Origin of the sequence: Devosia sp. 63-57 (assembly GCF_001899045.1) — a bacterium.
Classification (GTDB): domain Bacteria; phylum Pseudomonadota; class Alphaproteobacteria; order Rhizobiales; family Devosiaceae; genus Devosia; species Devosia equisanguinis.
In genome coordinates, this window is record NZ_MKUY01000005.1 from 120,574 (window position 1) to 136,503 (window position 15,930).

The 15,930-nt window shown below is 63.8% G+C and carries 17 protein-coding genes; 7 read left to right on the top strand and 10 right to left on the bottom strand.

All coding sequences use genetic code 11. The annotated features are described in order from the left end of the window. Positions 1–3: 3 nt before the first annotated feature. A complete protein-coding gene (locus BGO80_RS08835; protein ID WP_286720947.1) occupies positions 4–354 on the bottom strand; it encodes a hypothetical protein in 351 nt (116 codons plus the stop codon). A gap of 99 nt (positions 355–453) precedes the next feature. Continuing rightward, positions 454–1,695, bottom strand: coding sequence for a flavodoxin-dependent (E)-4-hydroxy-3-methylbut-2-enyl-diphosphate synthase (gene ispG / locus BGO80_RS08840; RefSeq protein ID WP_126150432.1), 1,242 nt, complete (start codon positions 1,693–1,695; stop codon positions 454–456). A gap of 93 nt (positions 1,696–1,788) precedes the next feature. On the opposite strand from ispG, the gene BGO80_RS08845 reads away from it, so the two are divergent. Next, positions 1,789–2,187, top strand: coding sequence for an iron chaperone (locus BGO80_RS08845; protein WP_286720950.1), 399 nt, complete (start codon positions 1,789–1,791; stop codon positions 2,185–2,187). A gap of 207 nt (positions 2,188–2,394) precedes the next feature. Here the strand turns inward: BGO80_RS08845 and BGO80_RS08850 are convergent, their stop codons facing one another. From BGO80_RS08850 to BGO80_RS08875, 6 genes are all read right to left on the bottom strand, one after another. Then, positions 2,395–4,932 (bottom strand): methyl-accepting chemotaxis protein, encoded by a 2,538-nt coding sequence (locus BGO80_RS08850; protein WP_286720952.1) that lies wholly within the window; start codon positions 4,930–4,932, stop codon positions 2,395–2,397. Positions 4,933–5,161: 229 nt separating this feature from the next. Further along, entirely contained in the window at positions 5,162–5,551 is a 390-nt protein-coding gene (locus BGO80_RS08855; RefSeq protein ID WP_126149324.1) for a response regulator, read from the bottom strand. Positions 5,552–5,653: 102 nt separating this feature from the next. Next, positions 5,654–6,700, bottom strand: coding sequence for a protein-glutamate methylesterase/protein-glutamine glutaminase (locus tag BGO80_RS08860; RefSeq protein ID WP_286720955.1), 1,047 nt, complete (start codon positions 6,698–6,700; stop codon positions 5,654–5,656). Next, the gene (locus BGO80_RS08865) at positions 6,697–7,542 is read right to left on the bottom strand and encodes a CheR family methyltransferase (protein ID WP_126149322.1); all 846 of its coding nucleotides are present in this window, start codon (positions 7,540–7,542) and stop codon (positions 6,697–6,699) included. Before BGO80_RS08865 ends, BGO80_RS08860 begins: the two co-directional genes overlap by 4 nt. Positions 7,543–7,583: 41 nt before the next feature. Then, positions 7,584–9,161, bottom strand: coding sequence for a methyl-accepting chemotaxis protein (locus BGO80_RS08870; RefSeq protein ID WP_286720958.1), 1,578 nt, complete (start codon positions 9,159–9,161; stop codon positions 7,584–7,586). Positions 9,162–9,291: 130 nt separating this feature from the next. Further along, positions 9,292–9,882 (bottom strand): chemotaxis protein CheD, encoded by a 591-nt coding sequence (locus BGO80_RS08875; RefSeq protein WP_286720960.1) that lies wholly within the window; start codon positions 9,880–9,882, stop codon positions 9,292–9,294. Between the two features lie 167 nt (positions 9,883–10,049). Here BGO80_RS08875 and BGO80_RS08880 point away from each other — a divergent pair, with 167 nt between their 5' ends. Continuing rightward, positions 10,050–10,403, top strand: a complete 354-nt coding sequence (locus BGO80_RS08880; RefSeq protein ID WP_286720962.1) for a hypothetical protein — start codon at positions 10,050–10,052, stop codon at positions 10,401–10,403. Between the two features lie 278 nt (positions 10,404–10,681). Here the strand turns inward: BGO80_RS08880 and BGO80_RS08885 are convergent, their stop codons facing one another. Beyond that, positions 10,682–11,179: a GNAT family N-acetyltransferase gene (locus BGO80_RS08885; protein WP_286720964.1), complete on the bottom strand. Its 498-nt coding sequence runs from the start codon at positions 11,177–11,179 to the stop codon at positions 10,682–10,684. Positions 11,180–11,276: 97 nt separating this feature from the next. Next, a complete protein-coding gene (locus BGO80_RS08890) occupies positions 11,277–12,002 on the bottom strand; it encodes a Bax inhibitor-1/YccA family protein (protein ID WP_126149317.1) in 726 nt (241 codons plus the stop codon). A gap of 215 nt (positions 12,003–12,217) precedes the next feature. Here BGO80_RS08890 and thpR point away from each other — a divergent pair, with 215 nt between their 5' ends. From thpR to BGO80_RS08915, 5 genes are all read left to right on the top strand, one after another. Continuing rightward, positions 12,218–12,757 (top strand): RNA 2',3'-cyclic phosphodiesterase, encoded by a 540-nt coding sequence (gene thpR, locus BGO80_RS08895; protein ID WP_126149316.1) that lies wholly within the window; start codon positions 12,218–12,220, stop codon positions 12,755–12,757. Between the two features lie 229 nt (positions 12,758–12,986). Continuing rightward, the gene (locus tag BGO80_RS08900; RefSeq protein ID WP_126149315.1) at positions 12,987–13,508 is read left to right on the top strand and encodes an invasion associated locus B family protein; all 522 of its coding nucleotides are present in this window, start codon (positions 12,987–12,989) and stop codon (positions 13,506–13,508) included. Between the two features lie 90 nt (positions 13,509–13,598). Continuing rightward, positions 13,599–14,105: an invasion associated locus B family protein gene (locus BGO80_RS08905; protein WP_286720968.1), complete on the top strand. Its 507-nt coding sequence runs from the start codon at positions 13,599–13,601 to the stop codon at positions 14,103–14,105. A gap of 217 nt (positions 14,106–14,322) precedes the next feature. Further along, a complete protein-coding gene (gene rlmN, locus BGO80_RS08910; RefSeq protein WP_126149313.1) occupies positions 14,323–15,531 on the top strand; it encodes a dual-specificity RNA methyltransferase RlmN in 1,209 nt (402 codons plus the stop codon). Beyond that, positions 15,528–15,929: a bleomycin resistance protein gene (locus BGO80_RS08915; RefSeq protein ID WP_164550239.1), complete on the top strand. Its 402-nt coding sequence runs from the start codon at positions 15,528–15,530 to the stop codon at positions 15,927–15,929. Before rlmN ends, BGO80_RS08915 begins: the two co-directional genes overlap by 4 nt. Position 15,930: the final 1 nt, after the last annotated feature.

The following is a 15,930-nucleotide window of genomic DNA, read 5'->3' on the forward strand; positions in this document are numbered from 1 at the left end:
GCTCTATCCGCCGATAAGGCCGGCCCAGCGCAGGCCGAGCAGCACCAGCCCCAGCACCATGAGGCTGGTGAAGAACCAGAATGTGTGCCGCATCACGCTTTCGGGAAAATAAGTGTCGAAGGCATAGCCCCTGACGGCGCCGTAGCGCACGGCCAGCGCCGTCAGCGGGCACTTGAAGCCATTGCCGACAAAAACCACGACTTCTATGGCCAGCAAGGTCAGGGGCACCATGAGCCATGGGCCCATGTTCCCGCTCAGTCCGGCATAGACGAGCGCGAAGGTGGAAAGCGCCATCGCCACATAGATGATGGTGTGAACGAGGCGAACGGCGGCGAGCTTGCTGGCATCGGTCATGGCGCCACGTTCACCCCAGATGGCCGGTGAACTTGAGCCCGCCCAGCACGAGCAACAGCATGGCCAGCCAGAACAGGCGCCTCTGATTGCGTTCGTTCATCATTCGGCGGCGTCCTGCCGGCCAGTGCCGAACTTCTTTTCGATATAGTCGGCCACCATCACCTTGAACTGGTCGGCCACGTCTGCCCCGCGCAGCGTGGCCACCTTCTCGCCATCGACAAACACCGGCGCGGCCGGGGTTTCCCCGGTTCCGGGCAGCGAAATGCCGATATTGGCATGCTTGCTCTCGCCCGGCCCATTAACGATGCAGCCCATCACCGCCACCGACAGCGTCTCGACGCCCGGATAGCGCTCGCGCCATTCCGGCATCGAGGTGTTGAGGTGATCCTGGATATCCTTGGCCAGGGTCTGGAACGTCGTCGAGGTGGTGCGGCCGCAGCCCGGGCAGGCGGCGACAACCGGCAGGAACTGCCGAAAGCCCATGGTCTGCAGCAATTCCTGCGCCACCTTGACCTCGGTGGTGCGATCCCCGCCCGGCTCTGGCGTGAGCGAAATGCGGATGGTGTCGCCAATGCCCTGCTGCAAGAGGATGCCCAGCGCGGCTGATGAAGCGACGATGCCCTTGGACCCCATGCCGGCTTCGGTGAGACCAAGATGGAGCGCATAGTCGCAGCGGGCCGCGAGGTCCTGATAGACCGCGATCAGGTGCTGGACATCGGAAACCTTGGTCGAGAGCAGGATCTGGTCGCGGCGCATGCCCAGCTCTTCTGCACGAGCGGCCGAGAGCAGCGCCGACTGGATGATCGCTTCGCGCTGCACGGCGGCGGCCGAAATCGGATTGGCCGAGACGGCATTCTCGTCCATCAGCCGGGTGAGCAGTTCTTCATCCAGCGAGCCCCAATTGACCCCGATGCGCACCGGCTTGTCATAGCGGTTGGCAATCTCGATCAGCGTCGCGAATTGCGTGTCGCGCTTGGCCTTGAACCCCACATTGCCCGGATTGATGCGGTACTTGGCCAGAGCCTCGGCGCAGGCCGGATGGTCGGTCAGCAGCTTGTGGCCGATATAGTGGAAGTCACCCACCAGCGGCACGTCATAGCCCATAAAGGCCAGGCGATCGCGGATGATGGGCACGGCCGCGGCGCTCTCGTCGCGATCGACGGTAATGCGCACGATTTCCGAGCCGGCGCGGGCCAGCTGCATGACCTGTTTTACGGTCGCATCGATATCGGCAGTGTCCGTATTGGTCATGGATTGCACCACGACCGGCGCGCCGCCGCCCACCATGACGCCACCGACATTGACGCCAACCGACTGCCTGCGCTGTGCTGGACCGGCCATTTCACACCCCGTTCAATACCGTCTCCGAGATAGGCCTTCCCTTTTGCGCGCGCAACTGAACAATAAAGTGACGGGGCACAGAAGGAGGAGAGGATGAGCGAAGAGACCGATGCCACGGTCCGCATCGATGCCTATCTTGACGGGCTGGAGCCACCCTTCCGCGCGGCGCTGAGCCATCTGCGCGCCGTGATCCGCACTGCGGCGCCACAGGCCGAGGAAGTCATCACCTATGCCATGCCCGGCATCGCTCTCGATGGGGCACTGGTCGCCTATTGCGCCTTCAAGAAGCACTGCTCGCTGTTTCCGATGGGCAATGCCGTGTTCCTTGGCATGGAAGCAGACATCGCTCCCTGGCGCACCTCAAAGGGCACGCTGCAATTCCCGCCCGACGCACTGCCACCGGATGCGTTGATCACCAGGATCGTCGAGGCGCGCGTGGCGGAAAACCGCGCCAAGGCTGCGGCGAAAAAGGCCAAGCGGCGCAAGGGGTGATTGCCGGGCGTGTTTTGAGTGCCCCGTTGGTCTGCGCTCGGACCCCGAGCGCCCCTCACCGCCGTCTAGGGTTCAAGGGGCCTGTGGCTCCGCAACTGGCCCTCGGGTCAAGCCCGAGGGCGGCATGGTGCGGGGTGCCAGTGGGGAGCGTTTGGCCAATAGTGGAAGCACCTCAGCGCAGGGCTCTCCCCGCCAAGTTACAAAAACCTAGAACTCGCCCCAGTCCTTGTCGACGGCGGCATTGCCGTTGCTCAGATAGGATTTGGCGACAGTTTTGAGCTTTTGTTGCAGGCCCCTTGCGCCATCGGCGAAGCGGGCGGCTACGGGTTGTTGTGGTGCGCGATCCTGGGCCTGGCCTGGCCTCGACTCGGTGGTGAAATTGTCGACGATGCGGTCGAGCTGGGTGGCCTGGGCCTCGGTCTGCTCGATCGAGGCGTTCATTTGCTCGACCAGCGCGGCATTGTGCTGGGTCATCTCGTCCATGGTGCGGACGGCGGTGTTGACCTCGTCGATCGAGGCGGCCTGCTCGCGGCTCTGCTGGGCAATGCCGTTCATCAATTCGCTGGAGGCGCGGGCCGCCGACAGCATGGCCTCAAGCTTGGCGGCGGCCTCCGAGACGAAGCGGCTGCCGCCCCTGACCTCGTTGGCGCTCTGCTCGATCAGCGCCTTGACCTCCGACGAAGCCCCCGCCGCGCTCTGCGCCAGGCGCCGCACTTCCACCGCGACCACGGCAAAGCCCTTGCCGGCTTCGCCGGCGCGCGCCGCCTCCACCGAGGCGTTCAGCGCCAGGAGATTGGTCTGGAAGGCGATATCGTCGATCAGCCCGATAATGTTGGAAATCTTGCCCGAGGAGGTGGAAATGCGCTCCATGGCCTCGGTGGCCTTGTGCATCACGGCGCCCCCCTCCTCGGCGGTGCGGGTGACGCCGCTGGCGACGCTGCTGGCTTCGCGGGCCCGTTCGGCATTGCCCAGAACCGTGGAGGCGAGCTGCTCCATGCTGGCCGAGGTTTCCTCGATGGTCGCGGCCTGCTTGGTGGTGCGTTCGGACAGGTCATTGGCGCCCGAGAGAATTTCGCCGGTGGCGGTCTTGAGCGTGCGGGAGGTCTGCTTGAGCTGGCCGACAATATCGGTGAGCTTGTCGGCGACCGCATTGGTATCGGTCTTGAGGCGGGCAAAGGCCCCCTCATAATCGCCGGTCATGCGCTGGGTGAGATCGGTATGGGCCAGCGCGGCCAGCACGGCGCCGGTTTCGTCCAGACCGCGATCGACATTGGCCACCAGCGCATTGACCGAGCGGGCCAGGGCGTTGAGCTCGTCATCGGGGAATTCGGCGGTGACGCGCTGGGTGAAGTCGCCTGCGATGGCGGCATCGACCACGCGGCCGAAGGCGCGCTGCAATTCCTGCATCATGGCGGCGCGTTCGGCCTGGCTGCGCACGATGCGCGCCGCTTCGGCCTCGGTCATTTCATTGACCTTGAGCCCGTTCTCGCGGAACACCTCGACCGCCCGGGCCATGGCGCCGATTTCGTCATGGCGCTGGCCGCCATCGACCCGCACCGACAGGTCGCCATCGGCCATGCTGGCCATGGTATGGGTGAGGCGGCTGATCGGACGGCTGACCGAGCGGGCGAAGAAGTAACCGGCGACGAGGGCAATGGCCAGCAGCGCCCCGCCAATGGCGAAGATCATGTTGCGCATGGCCGTGACCGGCGCCGCCGCCTCATTGGCACCGATGGCCGAAACCACGGCCCATTTCGTACCGGCAAATCCGGCGGGCTGGGCAGTGAGAATCATGTCGAGGCCGCGATAATCGCTGGAGGTCCCGGCAGCCGGTTCGCCCGCCAGGGCCTGATCCACCACCGGATTGGCAAAGGGCGTCACCAGCGCGTCGTCGATCTCGGAAAAGGGCGAGTCCGAACGCATGGTCTGGTCGGCGCCGACGAGGAAGGCCTCGCCGGTTTCACCCAGCCCTTCGCGCTGGCTGGTAATGGCATTGATCGGCGCGGTGGACAGGGCGACCGCCAGGACCCCGATCAACCGATTGCGCGCATCATAGATCGGCGACGCCATGAAGCTCTGCGGGCTCTGCCCGGCGGCGGGATAGGCCGAAAAGTCCTCGAAGGCGACCTGGCCCGGTTCGGGCAGCGCCATGGCTGCAGCAAAGACCCGGCCCAGGCCGGTGGCGGCGCCGGCTCCGTCGGGACCGAAATTGGTGGCGAGGTCGTCGCGCTTCTTGACCGAATAGATGAGGTTGCCAGCCGCATCGAGCATCATCAGATCGGCATAGCCGCGCACCTGCGCCTGCCGACGGAAGGGCGGATGGATGCGCTGGTGGATGAAGTCGTAATTGGTGCGCTTGATATCGGGATTGATATCGAGCAGCTCGCGGTTTTCCTGATCGGGATTGTTGGCGATATAGGCGGTCTGCACCGCCACCATCGGATCGACCGGCGGCTTGGCGCTGGAGAACAGCGTCCAGTTGATGCCCAGATCGCGCATCGCCACCTGGGTGGATTCGGAGGTCGAGGTGATCTGCAGGTCCTTGGACACATCCTCGAAATAGGAGGTGATCTTGGCCGATAATTGGCTCGAAACGGTCTGCAACTGGCGCTGCGACAGGTTCTCCACCGTGCTCGAGCCGACCATGTAACTGGCCATGCCGACGCCGGCACTGACCAGAAGAGCCGAGCCCAACAGGGCGAGTGGCAGTTTTTGCGCGATGCTGAAGCGCGGCATGAATTTCATGATGAATTGTCCCCCGACCATCCTGCCGGCCCGGTCCGCTCCTGCTCGGACTGTGCCGGGCGCCGACAAGGCGGCGCGCGATTTGTGCAAACGATACAGATGGGGGATTAATCACTCGTTGACGATGCCCGGCACCGCGATCACGAATGACCGAACGGGGCCAAAAACAAAACGCTCCCGCCGGGGCGGAAGCGTTGAATTGGGCTTTGCCGGTGCGCTTGCGCCGCGCTTAGGTCAGCGCGCCGATCACCGCCTCGATACGCTTCTTCATAGTCATCGCATCGAACGGCTTGATGATGTAATTGTTGACGCCGCAGGAAATGGCTTCCTTGACCTGTTCCTTATCGGAGCGGCCTGTGGCCATGATGAAGGGCATGGTCTGCGTGCGCGGATGCTTGCGGATCACCTTGAGCAGGGTCAGCCCGTCGATATCGTCCATGTTCCAGTCGGAAATGATCAGGTCGACATTGGACTTTTCGAGCTTGCCCAAAGCATCGCGGCCGGACTTGGCCTCGATAATGTCCTTAAAACCCAGCTGGGTGAGAATGTACTTGGCAATACCGCGCATCGACTGCTGGTCGTCAACGATCAGGACGCTGACCGCGCTTGCTTTTGGCATGAACTCTATACCTTCTACACGCCGAAGGCCAAAGCCTCCTACTTGCTGAGAACTTAGGCGGCAAGAGTTACAAATCTCTCAATCGCCTCGTTCACATTCTTTTCAGGCCGCCGGCCGCAGCTTGTTCAAGGCATTGGCGAGCCGTCCGGCGATCTGATCGATCGGCGCCTGCTCGACCACCGCACCCTCTTCGAAGGCGACGCGCGGCATGCCATAGACCAGGGCCGAGGCCTGGCTCTGGCCCACAGTATAGGCCCCTGCCTCGCGCATCAGCTTGAGGCCACGAGCCCCATCGCGGCCCATGCCCGTGAGGATGGCCCCAACGGCCATGGCCCCCACGGTCTTGGCCACCGAGGTGAACAACACATCGACGCTGGGGCGATGTCCGCTTTCGAGCCCATCCTGACCCAGCCGGCACTTGAGCTGGCCCGAGGAGCGCTCGACGCGCAGGTGGAAATCGCCGGGTGCCACATAGGCGTGGCCGGGCAGAAGCGGCATGCGGTCCTCGGCTTCGGCAACCTTGAGGGCACAGAGTTCGTCGAGCCGCGCCGCAAAACGCCCCGTGAAGCCGGCCGGCATGTGCTGGGCAATGACAATGGGCGGGCAATCTGCGGGCATATTGGTCAGCACGGTGCGGATGGCTTCCACCCCGCCGGTCGAGGCACCGATGGCGATGAGCGCGCCGTCCGGAGCGGCCGCGGTGCGGATCGCCACCTTGGGCGTATCCACGCGGCCGGCCTGGCCGCGCACATCCGATTTGGCGGCGGCGCGGATCTTGTCGCGGAGACCCGCACCGAAAGCATCGATCCCGCCGGCAAATTCGGCGCTCGGCTTGGCGACGAAATCCACGGCCCCAAGTTCCAGCGCCAGCAGGGTTTCGCTGGCCCCCTTCTTGGTAAGGGTCGACACCATCACCACCGGGGTGGGCCGCAGGCGCATGAGTTTTTCGAGAAAGGCCAGCCCGTTCATATTGGGCATTTCGATATCGAGCGTCACCACATCGGGGTTGAGCTGCTTGATCTTTTCGCGCGCATCGATGGGATCGGTGGCGGTCCCCACCACATCGATATCGCCGTCGCGCGACAGCATGCGGGTGAGCACCTCGCGAATAAGCGCCGAATCGTCGACGACCAGGACCTTGATGCTCATGCTGCTGCTCGTTTGTTCAGTTTGTCACGCGACTGATAGATGGTCTTGCCGACCAGCCGGAACCCGTCCCCGCCACTGCCCAGGTTTTCCGAATGGCCGATATAGAGAAAGCCTTCGGGGGCCAGCATCTTGGCGAAGCGCCCGAACACCTCGCCCTGGGTCGGCTTGTCGAAATAGATGGCGACGTTGCGGCAGAAGATGGCGTCGAACGGCCCCTTCATCGGCCACTGGCCAATCAGGTTGAGCGGCTTGAACGCCACCAGTTCGCGCACTGCGGCGGGAATGCGGGCACTGCCATCGCTTTGCCGCTCGAACAGGCGCAGACGCTCGGGGGTGAGCCCCGCAAGCTCGGTATCCGGATAGACACCGCCTGCCGCCTTGGCGATGACATTGGTGTCGATATCGGTGGCCAGGATCTTGAAATCCCAGCGCTTGAGCTCGGGATGGGCCGCCAGCAGGTCCATGCCGATCGTATAGGGCTCCTGGCCGGTCGAGCAGCCCGCCGACCAGATGCGCAGGCGCGTGCCGCGCGGCTTGGACGCCACCAGCGTGCCGACATAGCTGCGCAAATGCTCGAAATGGTGGTCTTCGCGATAGAAGCGCGTGAGATTGGTGGTCAGCGCATTGACGAAATCCTGGCTGTCCTGCGCCGTACCACCGCGTTCGAGATAATCGACATAGGCGTCGAAACCCGGCAGGCGCAGGGCCCGCACGATCTTGGACAGTCGCGAGACCACCAGGGTGCGCTTGGCATCACTGAGCGAAATGCCGGCGACGGCATAGACCCGCGCCTTGATCCGCGCGAATTCCCGCTCGCTGAGGGAGTATTCTCCCTGTTCCATGCCTTACGCCCCTATTTTCTCGCGGACAGGGGCCATCCGCGCTAGGCACTGACGCGCCGGACCGCCTTTACTGGGCGACTGGTAACGCCGGCTCCAGTCCTCTCGGACGAAACCACCTGCAAGCGCGCACGACTTTCTGTCGGCTCTTGGCCAATACTTGGCGTTTCATTCCTTAGATTGCGTAAATTCTCTTCCGCCGCGCCGATGATTTTTTGCAGGGCACGGGCTTCCTCGAGCCCGGTGCGCGTCTGGGCGCGGCCATGATTGACCAGGGCGCGGATTTCCTTTGCGGAACGGGTGGTCAGCTGGGCCAGCTGGCGCACTTCATCGGCAACCACGGCAAAGCCGGCGCCTTTTTCACCGGCGCGCGCCGCTTCCACGGCGGCATTGAGCGCCAGAAGATTGGTGCGGAACGACACTTCCTCGATGGTGGCGGTCATCTTGTCGATATCGGCGGTGACCTTGTCGACACCGCTGACCAGCGTTTCGGTGCGTCGCGCTGACTGGTCGGCCTCGCGAACCTTGGCTTCGGCTTCGCCCCCCTGGCGCAGCGCCCGCTCAAGCCGGGTCTCGAGGCCGCTCATCCTGGCGACGCCGTCAGCCAGCGCCACCCGGCCCGATTCCGCCGTGGCCTCGAGCGCAGCCGCCCGCTGTTCGAACTGGGTGAGAAGGTCGCGCACGCTGGCCAGCTTGCTTTCGAGCGCCGCCCGCACCACTGCATCGTCATTCTGCCGCGTGCCTGACGCAGCGATGCGGCCCAGCGCCTTTTCGGCCTGTTCGGCCAGCGGCAGCTCGGCATCGGTCAGCACCCTGGCCTGGCCCGACAATACCGCATCGAGCTGCAGCACACCGGCATCGAGCCGCTCCAGCCCCTTGTTGAGAGCGGCCAGCGCTGGATTGGCCGCCACGGCCTCGGCGCCGAAGCGGAAACCGGTCGGCTGGCTGCCCAGCACGCCCACCAGCGCCTCGAAATCCAGATCGTCGATGAAATAGCCCGATGGCCTCAGCTCCAGCGCATAGCGGCCGGAGGCCAAAGGCCGGCGCGTCGCCACGAGGCGATGCCCGCCCAACAGCACCATGGCCTCTTCCGGCGCGCCGCCCCCGGCATGCAGATAGCCATCGCCGAACAGGCGATCGAGCGTCTCGCCTTCGCGGGCCGTCGGCATCAGCCTTGTGACGCCCGCGCTCAGTGCCAGGATCACCCCGTCATCGCCCACCACCAGAACCGGGGTATCGAGCGCGCCGAGGGCGATGCGGAAATGGTTGGCCTTGTCGAGCCGCTTGCCCAGCCGCGCGACAATGGCGTCGATAGTGTGGGGGCCATGATCGGTGTCGCCCAACCCGGCGGCCTGCGCCAGCGCCGCCAGATGGCGGCCATTGCGCCGCTCGAACAGCGCGCCAAGCCCCAGACAGGCAGAAAAGGCCATGGCAATGAGTGCACCCACCGTGGCGAACCAGCGCGCATCCACGCCCATGCCCCAGGCCATGCCGGCCGCCGTCGCCGCAGCCACCAGCCAGATCACCGCGGCAGCCAGCATCAGCCGCAGCCCCGGCGCCAGCGGGCGAGAATCAGTGGTGATGGAGGTGCGCGCAGCCATGGTGCAAGAATAGTCGCGCAATGGTTAACCAAGACTATATTACGCCAGCCGACCCTAAGACTTGGGTAACAAAAACAGCTGCCTAGGCAGCACCATGGCGCATCGGCGCCCGACCGCCAATGCCAGACGCCGACCAGGGCGGCAAGGCCGCCTAGAACAATTCGATATCGTCCAGCGGTGCCGGCACCACCACGCGCCGCTTGGCGATCGCCAGTTCTTCCTTGGCGACATTGGCGCCGGCATCGCTGTCGAGCCGCTTGACGAAGGCCCGGCCGGAATGCGGCTTGAACAAGACGCGCCGCGCATAGGTGCCGCCCATATCCTGGCTGGCAGCGACATAGCCTTCATCGGCGAGGAACTGGCGCACGAATTCGATATTCTTGGCCCCGACATCATCGAGCGCCGAATTGATCTTGCCGCCGCCGAAGATCTTGATCTCGAGATTGGCCTTCTTGCCCGTGCCCTGGCTCAGCACCTTGTTGATCAGCTGTTCCATGGCGAAGGCGCCATAGCGGGCCGAGGCACCGTAACGATCCTTGGCCGAGCCGGACTGCTCGGCGAGCAGAAAGTGGTTCATGCCCCCGATCTGGGCCACCCGGTCCCGTACGCAGGCCGAGATGCAGGAGCCCAGTACGGTAGAAAACGTCACGTCCGGAGCGCTGGAGACATGGCAGTCCCCTTGGTGGACAGTGGTCACCACGCCGCGATCGAATTCTGGCGGCAAGGAACTGTTGAAGGCCATTTCGAGACGCTTACCTTTGCGGGCCGATTGCGAGGGATCGTAGCGTCAAACTCGTTAGCCAATTGCTAACCACAACCTACGAGCAAGACCAGCGCCGCCCGATCGGCAAGGACCGGTTTAGAAATCGCGCGATAGGGTGGCCGGAACGGGGCAAGGAAGACCAATCGATGTCACTGCAGAAACTCGCGCGTGAACTGGACGAGACCGCCAGGCAGACCGCTTCCATGCTGGAAGGGATTACCGACGCGCTCGCCCTGCTCGTCGAAAAGCAGATGACCACCGACCCGACCATCCGCGAAGCGGTGCAGATGATCGTCACCGCCATGCAGGGCCAGGATCGCATCGAGCAGCGCTGCAACAACATGGCCCTGGCCGTGCGCCAGTTCGCGCTACTGCCCCCGACCGCCCCCGACAGTGTCTATGACGAGATCTGGGCCAGCCTGACGCTGGACGAGTTGCGCGTGCCGGCCCTTTCGGGCATCGCCGCCCATCAGGCCCATGGCGACGCCGAGCTGTTCTAGGCCCACGTCCACGACATCGCGATAACAAGGGATCGTCTCTGCCCCGACCGCCCCGCACAGGCCGGGGCGCTACAGCGTTTCACATTCTGGTTGACGCGGCCCCATCGCCCCCTCCCCCCTTGAGGGGGAGGGTCGGGGTGGGGGGTGGTTCAGTGACCCACCGATGGACCCCCATCCTCAATCCCAGTCCGGCCCAGTCGAGCATAGCTCGAATGGCCTTCTCACCTAAAAGGCGATGGAGGCGAAAGCGCCCTGAGTCCACCGCAGTCCGAAATGGTCTAAAGCGCTTTTTGCAGATGCACGATGTCGTGCCAACGGTCGAACTTGTAGCCGACGGCAGAATAATAGCCGACCCGTTCGAAGCCGAACTTTTCGTGGATGGCGATGGAATTGGCGGTATCGGCGGTGATCACGGCCAGCATCTGCTTGAAGCCGAAGGCCTTGGACTGCGCCAGCAATTCGGTGAGCATCATCCGTCCCAGGCCCTTGCCGGTCTCGGCCGGGTCCAGATAGATCGAATCTTCGCAGGTGAAGCGGTAGGCGGCGCGGGGGCGATAGAAGCTGGCATAGGCATAACCCACCGCCTTGCCCGCACGTTCGGCGATAATAAGCGGATGCCCCAGCCGCTTGAGCCCGGAATATTTCTCCGCGATCGCCTCCTCGCCCGGCGCTTCGGTATCGAAGGTGATGGCGGTGGTCTCGACATAGTGCCGATAGATGCTGGTGATCGCTGGAATATCGGCCCAGTCGAAGGGGCGGAGAAGGATGTCGGACATGGGATCGCGCAAAATAGAAGAACCGCAGCCTTTGTAGGCTGCGGTCCGATTTGTCGTCCAACCAAATTCCTTGATCCTGCGATCAAGCAAGCCGTTGCTACTCGCGATTGCCGAACAGGCGGAGCAGCATCATGAACAGGTTGATGAAGTCGAGGTAGAGCGAGAGGGCACCCATAATGGCGTTCTTGGCCATGACGTCGGCACCGTAATGCTCGGAATAGCTCTCCTTGATCTTCTGCGTGTCATAGGCGGTGAGGCCGGTAAAGATCAGCACGCCGATCACCGAGATGGCGAATTCCATCATCGTGGACTGCATGAAGATGTTGACGATCGAGGCAATGATGATGCCGATCAGGCCCATCATCAGGAAGTTGCCCATGCCGGTCAGGTCACGCTTGGTGGTGTAGCCATAAAGGCTCATCGCGCCGAAAGTGGCGGCGGTGATGAAGAACACCTTGGCGATGGACGCGCCGGTATAGACGAGGAAGATCGAGCTCAGCGACACGCCCATGACGGCGGCGAAGGCCCAGAACACGGCCTGTGCAGCGGGCACGGAGAGCTTGTTGATGCCGAAGCTCAGCACCAGCACGAATGCGAGCGGGGAGAGCATCAGCACCCAGGCGAGCGGGCTAGCATAGAGCAGCTCGGCATTGGCCTGGCTCGACATGGCCCACTGGCTGGTCAGGTAGGCAACGACGCCAGTTACCACCAGGCCCAGGCCCATATAGTTGTAGACACGCAGCATGTAGCTGCGCAGGCCCTCATCAATGGCCGCGGCCGAGCCGGCCCGCGCATTGAGGGTCTGACGGTCATATTCAGCCATTCTCAGGCTCCTTTCCCAATTCATAAACTTGCGGTCTTCTCACCGCCGGGGGCAATTGGCTTTTGCCACTTGGCACGGAATATGGGGACAGAACCCTTGATTGACAAGGATAAAGGGGCGGATGCGACACATAGGCTGTCCGGATAAATTGATTGTGTTAGGCTTTGGCACAGATTCGTGCCGCCCTTGCCTTTTGTCTTGCCAGGGAGAAAGCCATGCCCCGGCTCTTTACCGGCCTTGAAATTCCACACGATGTGGCCTTTGCCCTATCGCTGAAGCGCGGCGGACTCACCGGCGCCCGCTGGATCGATCCGGAAAACTATCACATCACCCTGCGCTTCATCGGCGATGTCGACGGCGGCGTGGCCGACGAGGTGGCTGATAGCCTCGACCGGCTGTCCAATTCGCTGCGCTTTGCCGTGCGCCTCACCCATCTGGGCAGTTTTGGCGGCGACAAGCCGCGGGCGCTGTTTGCCGGCATCGAGCCTTCCGAAGCGCTGAGCCGGTTGCAGGCGGCGCATGAGCGCATGCTGCAAAAGGCGGGCCTTGCCCCCGAGGGCCGCAAATTCGTGCCCCATGTGACCCTCGCCCGTTTGCGCGGCTCGAGCGCCGAGGATGTGGCGCGCTTTATTTCCGAGGCCGCCCGGTTCGAGCCACTGAGCTTCGTGCCGGCCCGCTTCGTGCTCTATTCGAGCCGGGATTCGGTCGGCGGCGGCCCCTATGTGGTCGAACAGAGCTATCCCCTGGCCGCGTGAGCCCCGCCCGCAAGCCACGCCTCACGGCATTGTTAGGCTCTGCTTAACCTCGTCATGGCAATCCGCTGGGGCACGGGCCCTTCATGCCGCAATGCCGCCGCGATTGGCTCGCATTTGACACGAATGCTCACTTTCGGGGGTGAGCCTTGAGACCTTGGTAACCATGTTCGCGGCACATTGGGCGGGGACAACCACGCGAACGGCAGCAAGACAGAAGGATGAATTGGCGATGACGATGAAAACCCGTGGCCTGGTAATTGGTCTCGTGGTGGCGAGTGTCATGGCTGCTGCGCCGGCCGCACAGGCACAGCAGGCGACCGAACTCGGCACTTTCAACGCCTGGACCGCCTGGCAGGCGACCGACGCCAGTGGCGTGATCTGCTACATTTCCGGCCAGCCGCAGAAATCTGAGCCGGCAGGGGCCAACCGCGACCCGATCCACTTCATGATCATTCACCGCAAGGGATTGGGCAGCAAGAACGAGGTGCAGACCCTGATCGGCTATCCGTTCAACGCCAGCAATGCCCAGGCCAGCGCCGCCATCGATGGCAAGTCCTATCCGATGGTGACCGAGGGCTCCGCAGCCTGGCTGGCATCGACCGGCGACGAGGCCGGTTTCGTCGCCGCCTTCAAGGGCGGCTCCAGCATGGTGGTGCGCGGCACCAGCCAGCGCGGCACCAATACGGTGGACACCTATTCGCTTTCGGGCGCCACTGCCGCGGTGAACGCCATCGACGCCGCCTGCAAGTAAGGGGCTTGCCCCCAAAGCCGCAAAGACCATAACTGGACGCCGGGCCGCTGCCGGCCCGCCGTCCACCCGCCGCAACGAGCCCATTTGCCCATGATCCGCTTTGCCAAGCCTCTCCTCGCCTCCGCCCTCGTGCTGGCCGTCACCGTGCCCGCCATGGCACAATCGGCGCGGGTGCTCGGCGATTTCCGCGACTGGTCGAGCTATGCGGCCGACGATGGCTCGGGCACCATGTGCTTTGCCATGACCAAGCCCAAGACCACCCAGCCGACCCCCGATGGCTATGGCGAGGCCTATCTGTACATCACCAATCGCCCCGGCGAGGACGTGAGCGGCGAATTCAACGTGGTGGCTGGCTATACCTTCCAGACCGGCTCCATGGCCACGGTCAGCATTGGCGGGCAGAACTTCGCCCTCTTTACCCAGGGTGATGCCGCCTGGCTCGACGACAATGCCCAAGCCGCCAATCTGGCCGCCGCCATCCGCGCCGGCTCTACCCTCACCATCACCGGCACCTCCGCCACCGGCACCCAGGTGGTACAGTCCTATTCGCTCTCCGGCGCCACCGCCGCCCAGCAGGCCATCGGCGCCGAGTGCTGAGACCAAACGCTCTTCTACATCGTCGTCATTGCCCGGCTTGACCGGGCAATCCAGCGCGCCACAGCCTGGACCACCCGGTCAAGCCGGGTGGTGACGGTTAGGAGATGTTGCTAGGCGCCTATCGCACGGCCGCTTCCCGCGTACGTGACTTTGCGCTCCTTGCGACGATATGCTATTGCCCGCCCACTTCCCGCATTTTCGAGACCCCGTGCGCCCCATGAGCATTGCGCTGAACCTTGATCATTCCAGTGCCGTCCGCCCCGCTTCGGCGAGCCGGCCGTCGCTGATCGGCCTCAGCAAGGCGGGCCTCGCCGAGACGCTGGTCAACCACGACGTGGTCAGCGAACGGGAAGGCCGTATGCGCGCCAGCCAGTTGTGGAACTGGCTCTATGTCAACGGCGTCACCGATTTCGATCGCATGACCAATGTGGCCAAGCCGGTGCGGCAGAAGCTGGCCGACACCTTCAATCTCGATCGCCCCGAAATCGTCTCCGAGCAGGTGTCGATGGACGGCACCCGCAAATGGCTGTTCCGCTTCCGCGACCCGCAGAACCCGAACTTCCCGCCGGTCGAGGTCGAGACCGTCTATATTCCCGAAAGCGATCGCGGCACGCTTTGCGTCTCTTCGCAGGTGGGCTGCACGCTGACCTGCTCGTTCTGCCATACCGGCACCCAGAAGCTGGTGCGCAATCTCACCGCTGGCGAAATCCTCGGACAGATCCTCATGGCGCGCGAGCGCCTGGGCGATTTCCCCGGCGGTTCGCGTCCCGATGACGGCGGCCTCGTACCCGGCGGGGAAACCCGCGCCATCACCAATATCGTGATGATGGGCATGGGCGAGCCGCTCTACAATTACGACAATGTCAAACAGGCCCTGCTCATCGCCTCGGCCGGCGACGGCATGTCCATTTCCAAGCGCCGCATCACGCTCTCGACCTCCGGCGTCGTGCCCTATATCGAACCGACCGGCCGCGAGATCGATGTCATGCTGGCCATTTCGCTGCACGCCGTGCGCGATGATCTGCGCGACGTCCTCGTGCCGATCAACAAGAAATGGCCGCTCAAGGAGCTGCTGGAAGCCTGCAAGAACTATCCCGGCCTGTCGAACGCCCGCCGCATCACCTTCGAATATGTGATGCTCGACGGCATCAATGACAGCGACGCGGAAGCGCGCGAACTGGTGCGCCTGCTGGCCGGCATTCCCGCCAAGATCAACCTCATCCCGTTCAATCCCTGGCCGGGTTCGAATTATGGCACCTCGCCCAGCTCGCGCATCGAGCGCTTCGCCGATATCGTCAACAAGGCCGGCTATGCCAGCCCCGTGCGCACGCCGCGCGGTCGCGACATCTTTGCCGCCTGCGGGCAGCTCAAGAGTGAAAGCGAGCGGCTGAGCAAGAAGGACCGCGAGGCGCTGGCCGGGGTCTGATGCCGGCGCTGGTCCCCGAGCTTACCGTTACCGATATCGAGGCCAGCCTGCGCTTCTATCGCGACGTGCTGGGATTCACCGTCCGCTATGAGCGCCCCGAGGAAGGCTTTGCCTATATCTTCATGGGCACGGCCGATTTGATGCTCGATCAATTGGGCACGGGCCGCGACTGGATCACCGGGCCACTATCCGCCCCGTTCGGGCGCGGCATCAATATCCAGATCGAGGTCAGGCGCATCGAGACCATCAGGCGGCGGCTCGAGGAGGCCAATGTCGCCCTGTTCCAGCCGATGGAAACCCGCTTCTACAAGACCGGGCTCGGCGAGGTGATCCAGCGCCAGCTCTGCGTCCAGGACCCCGACGGCTATCTCCTGCGCTTTTTCGAGCGCTTGGCCTGAG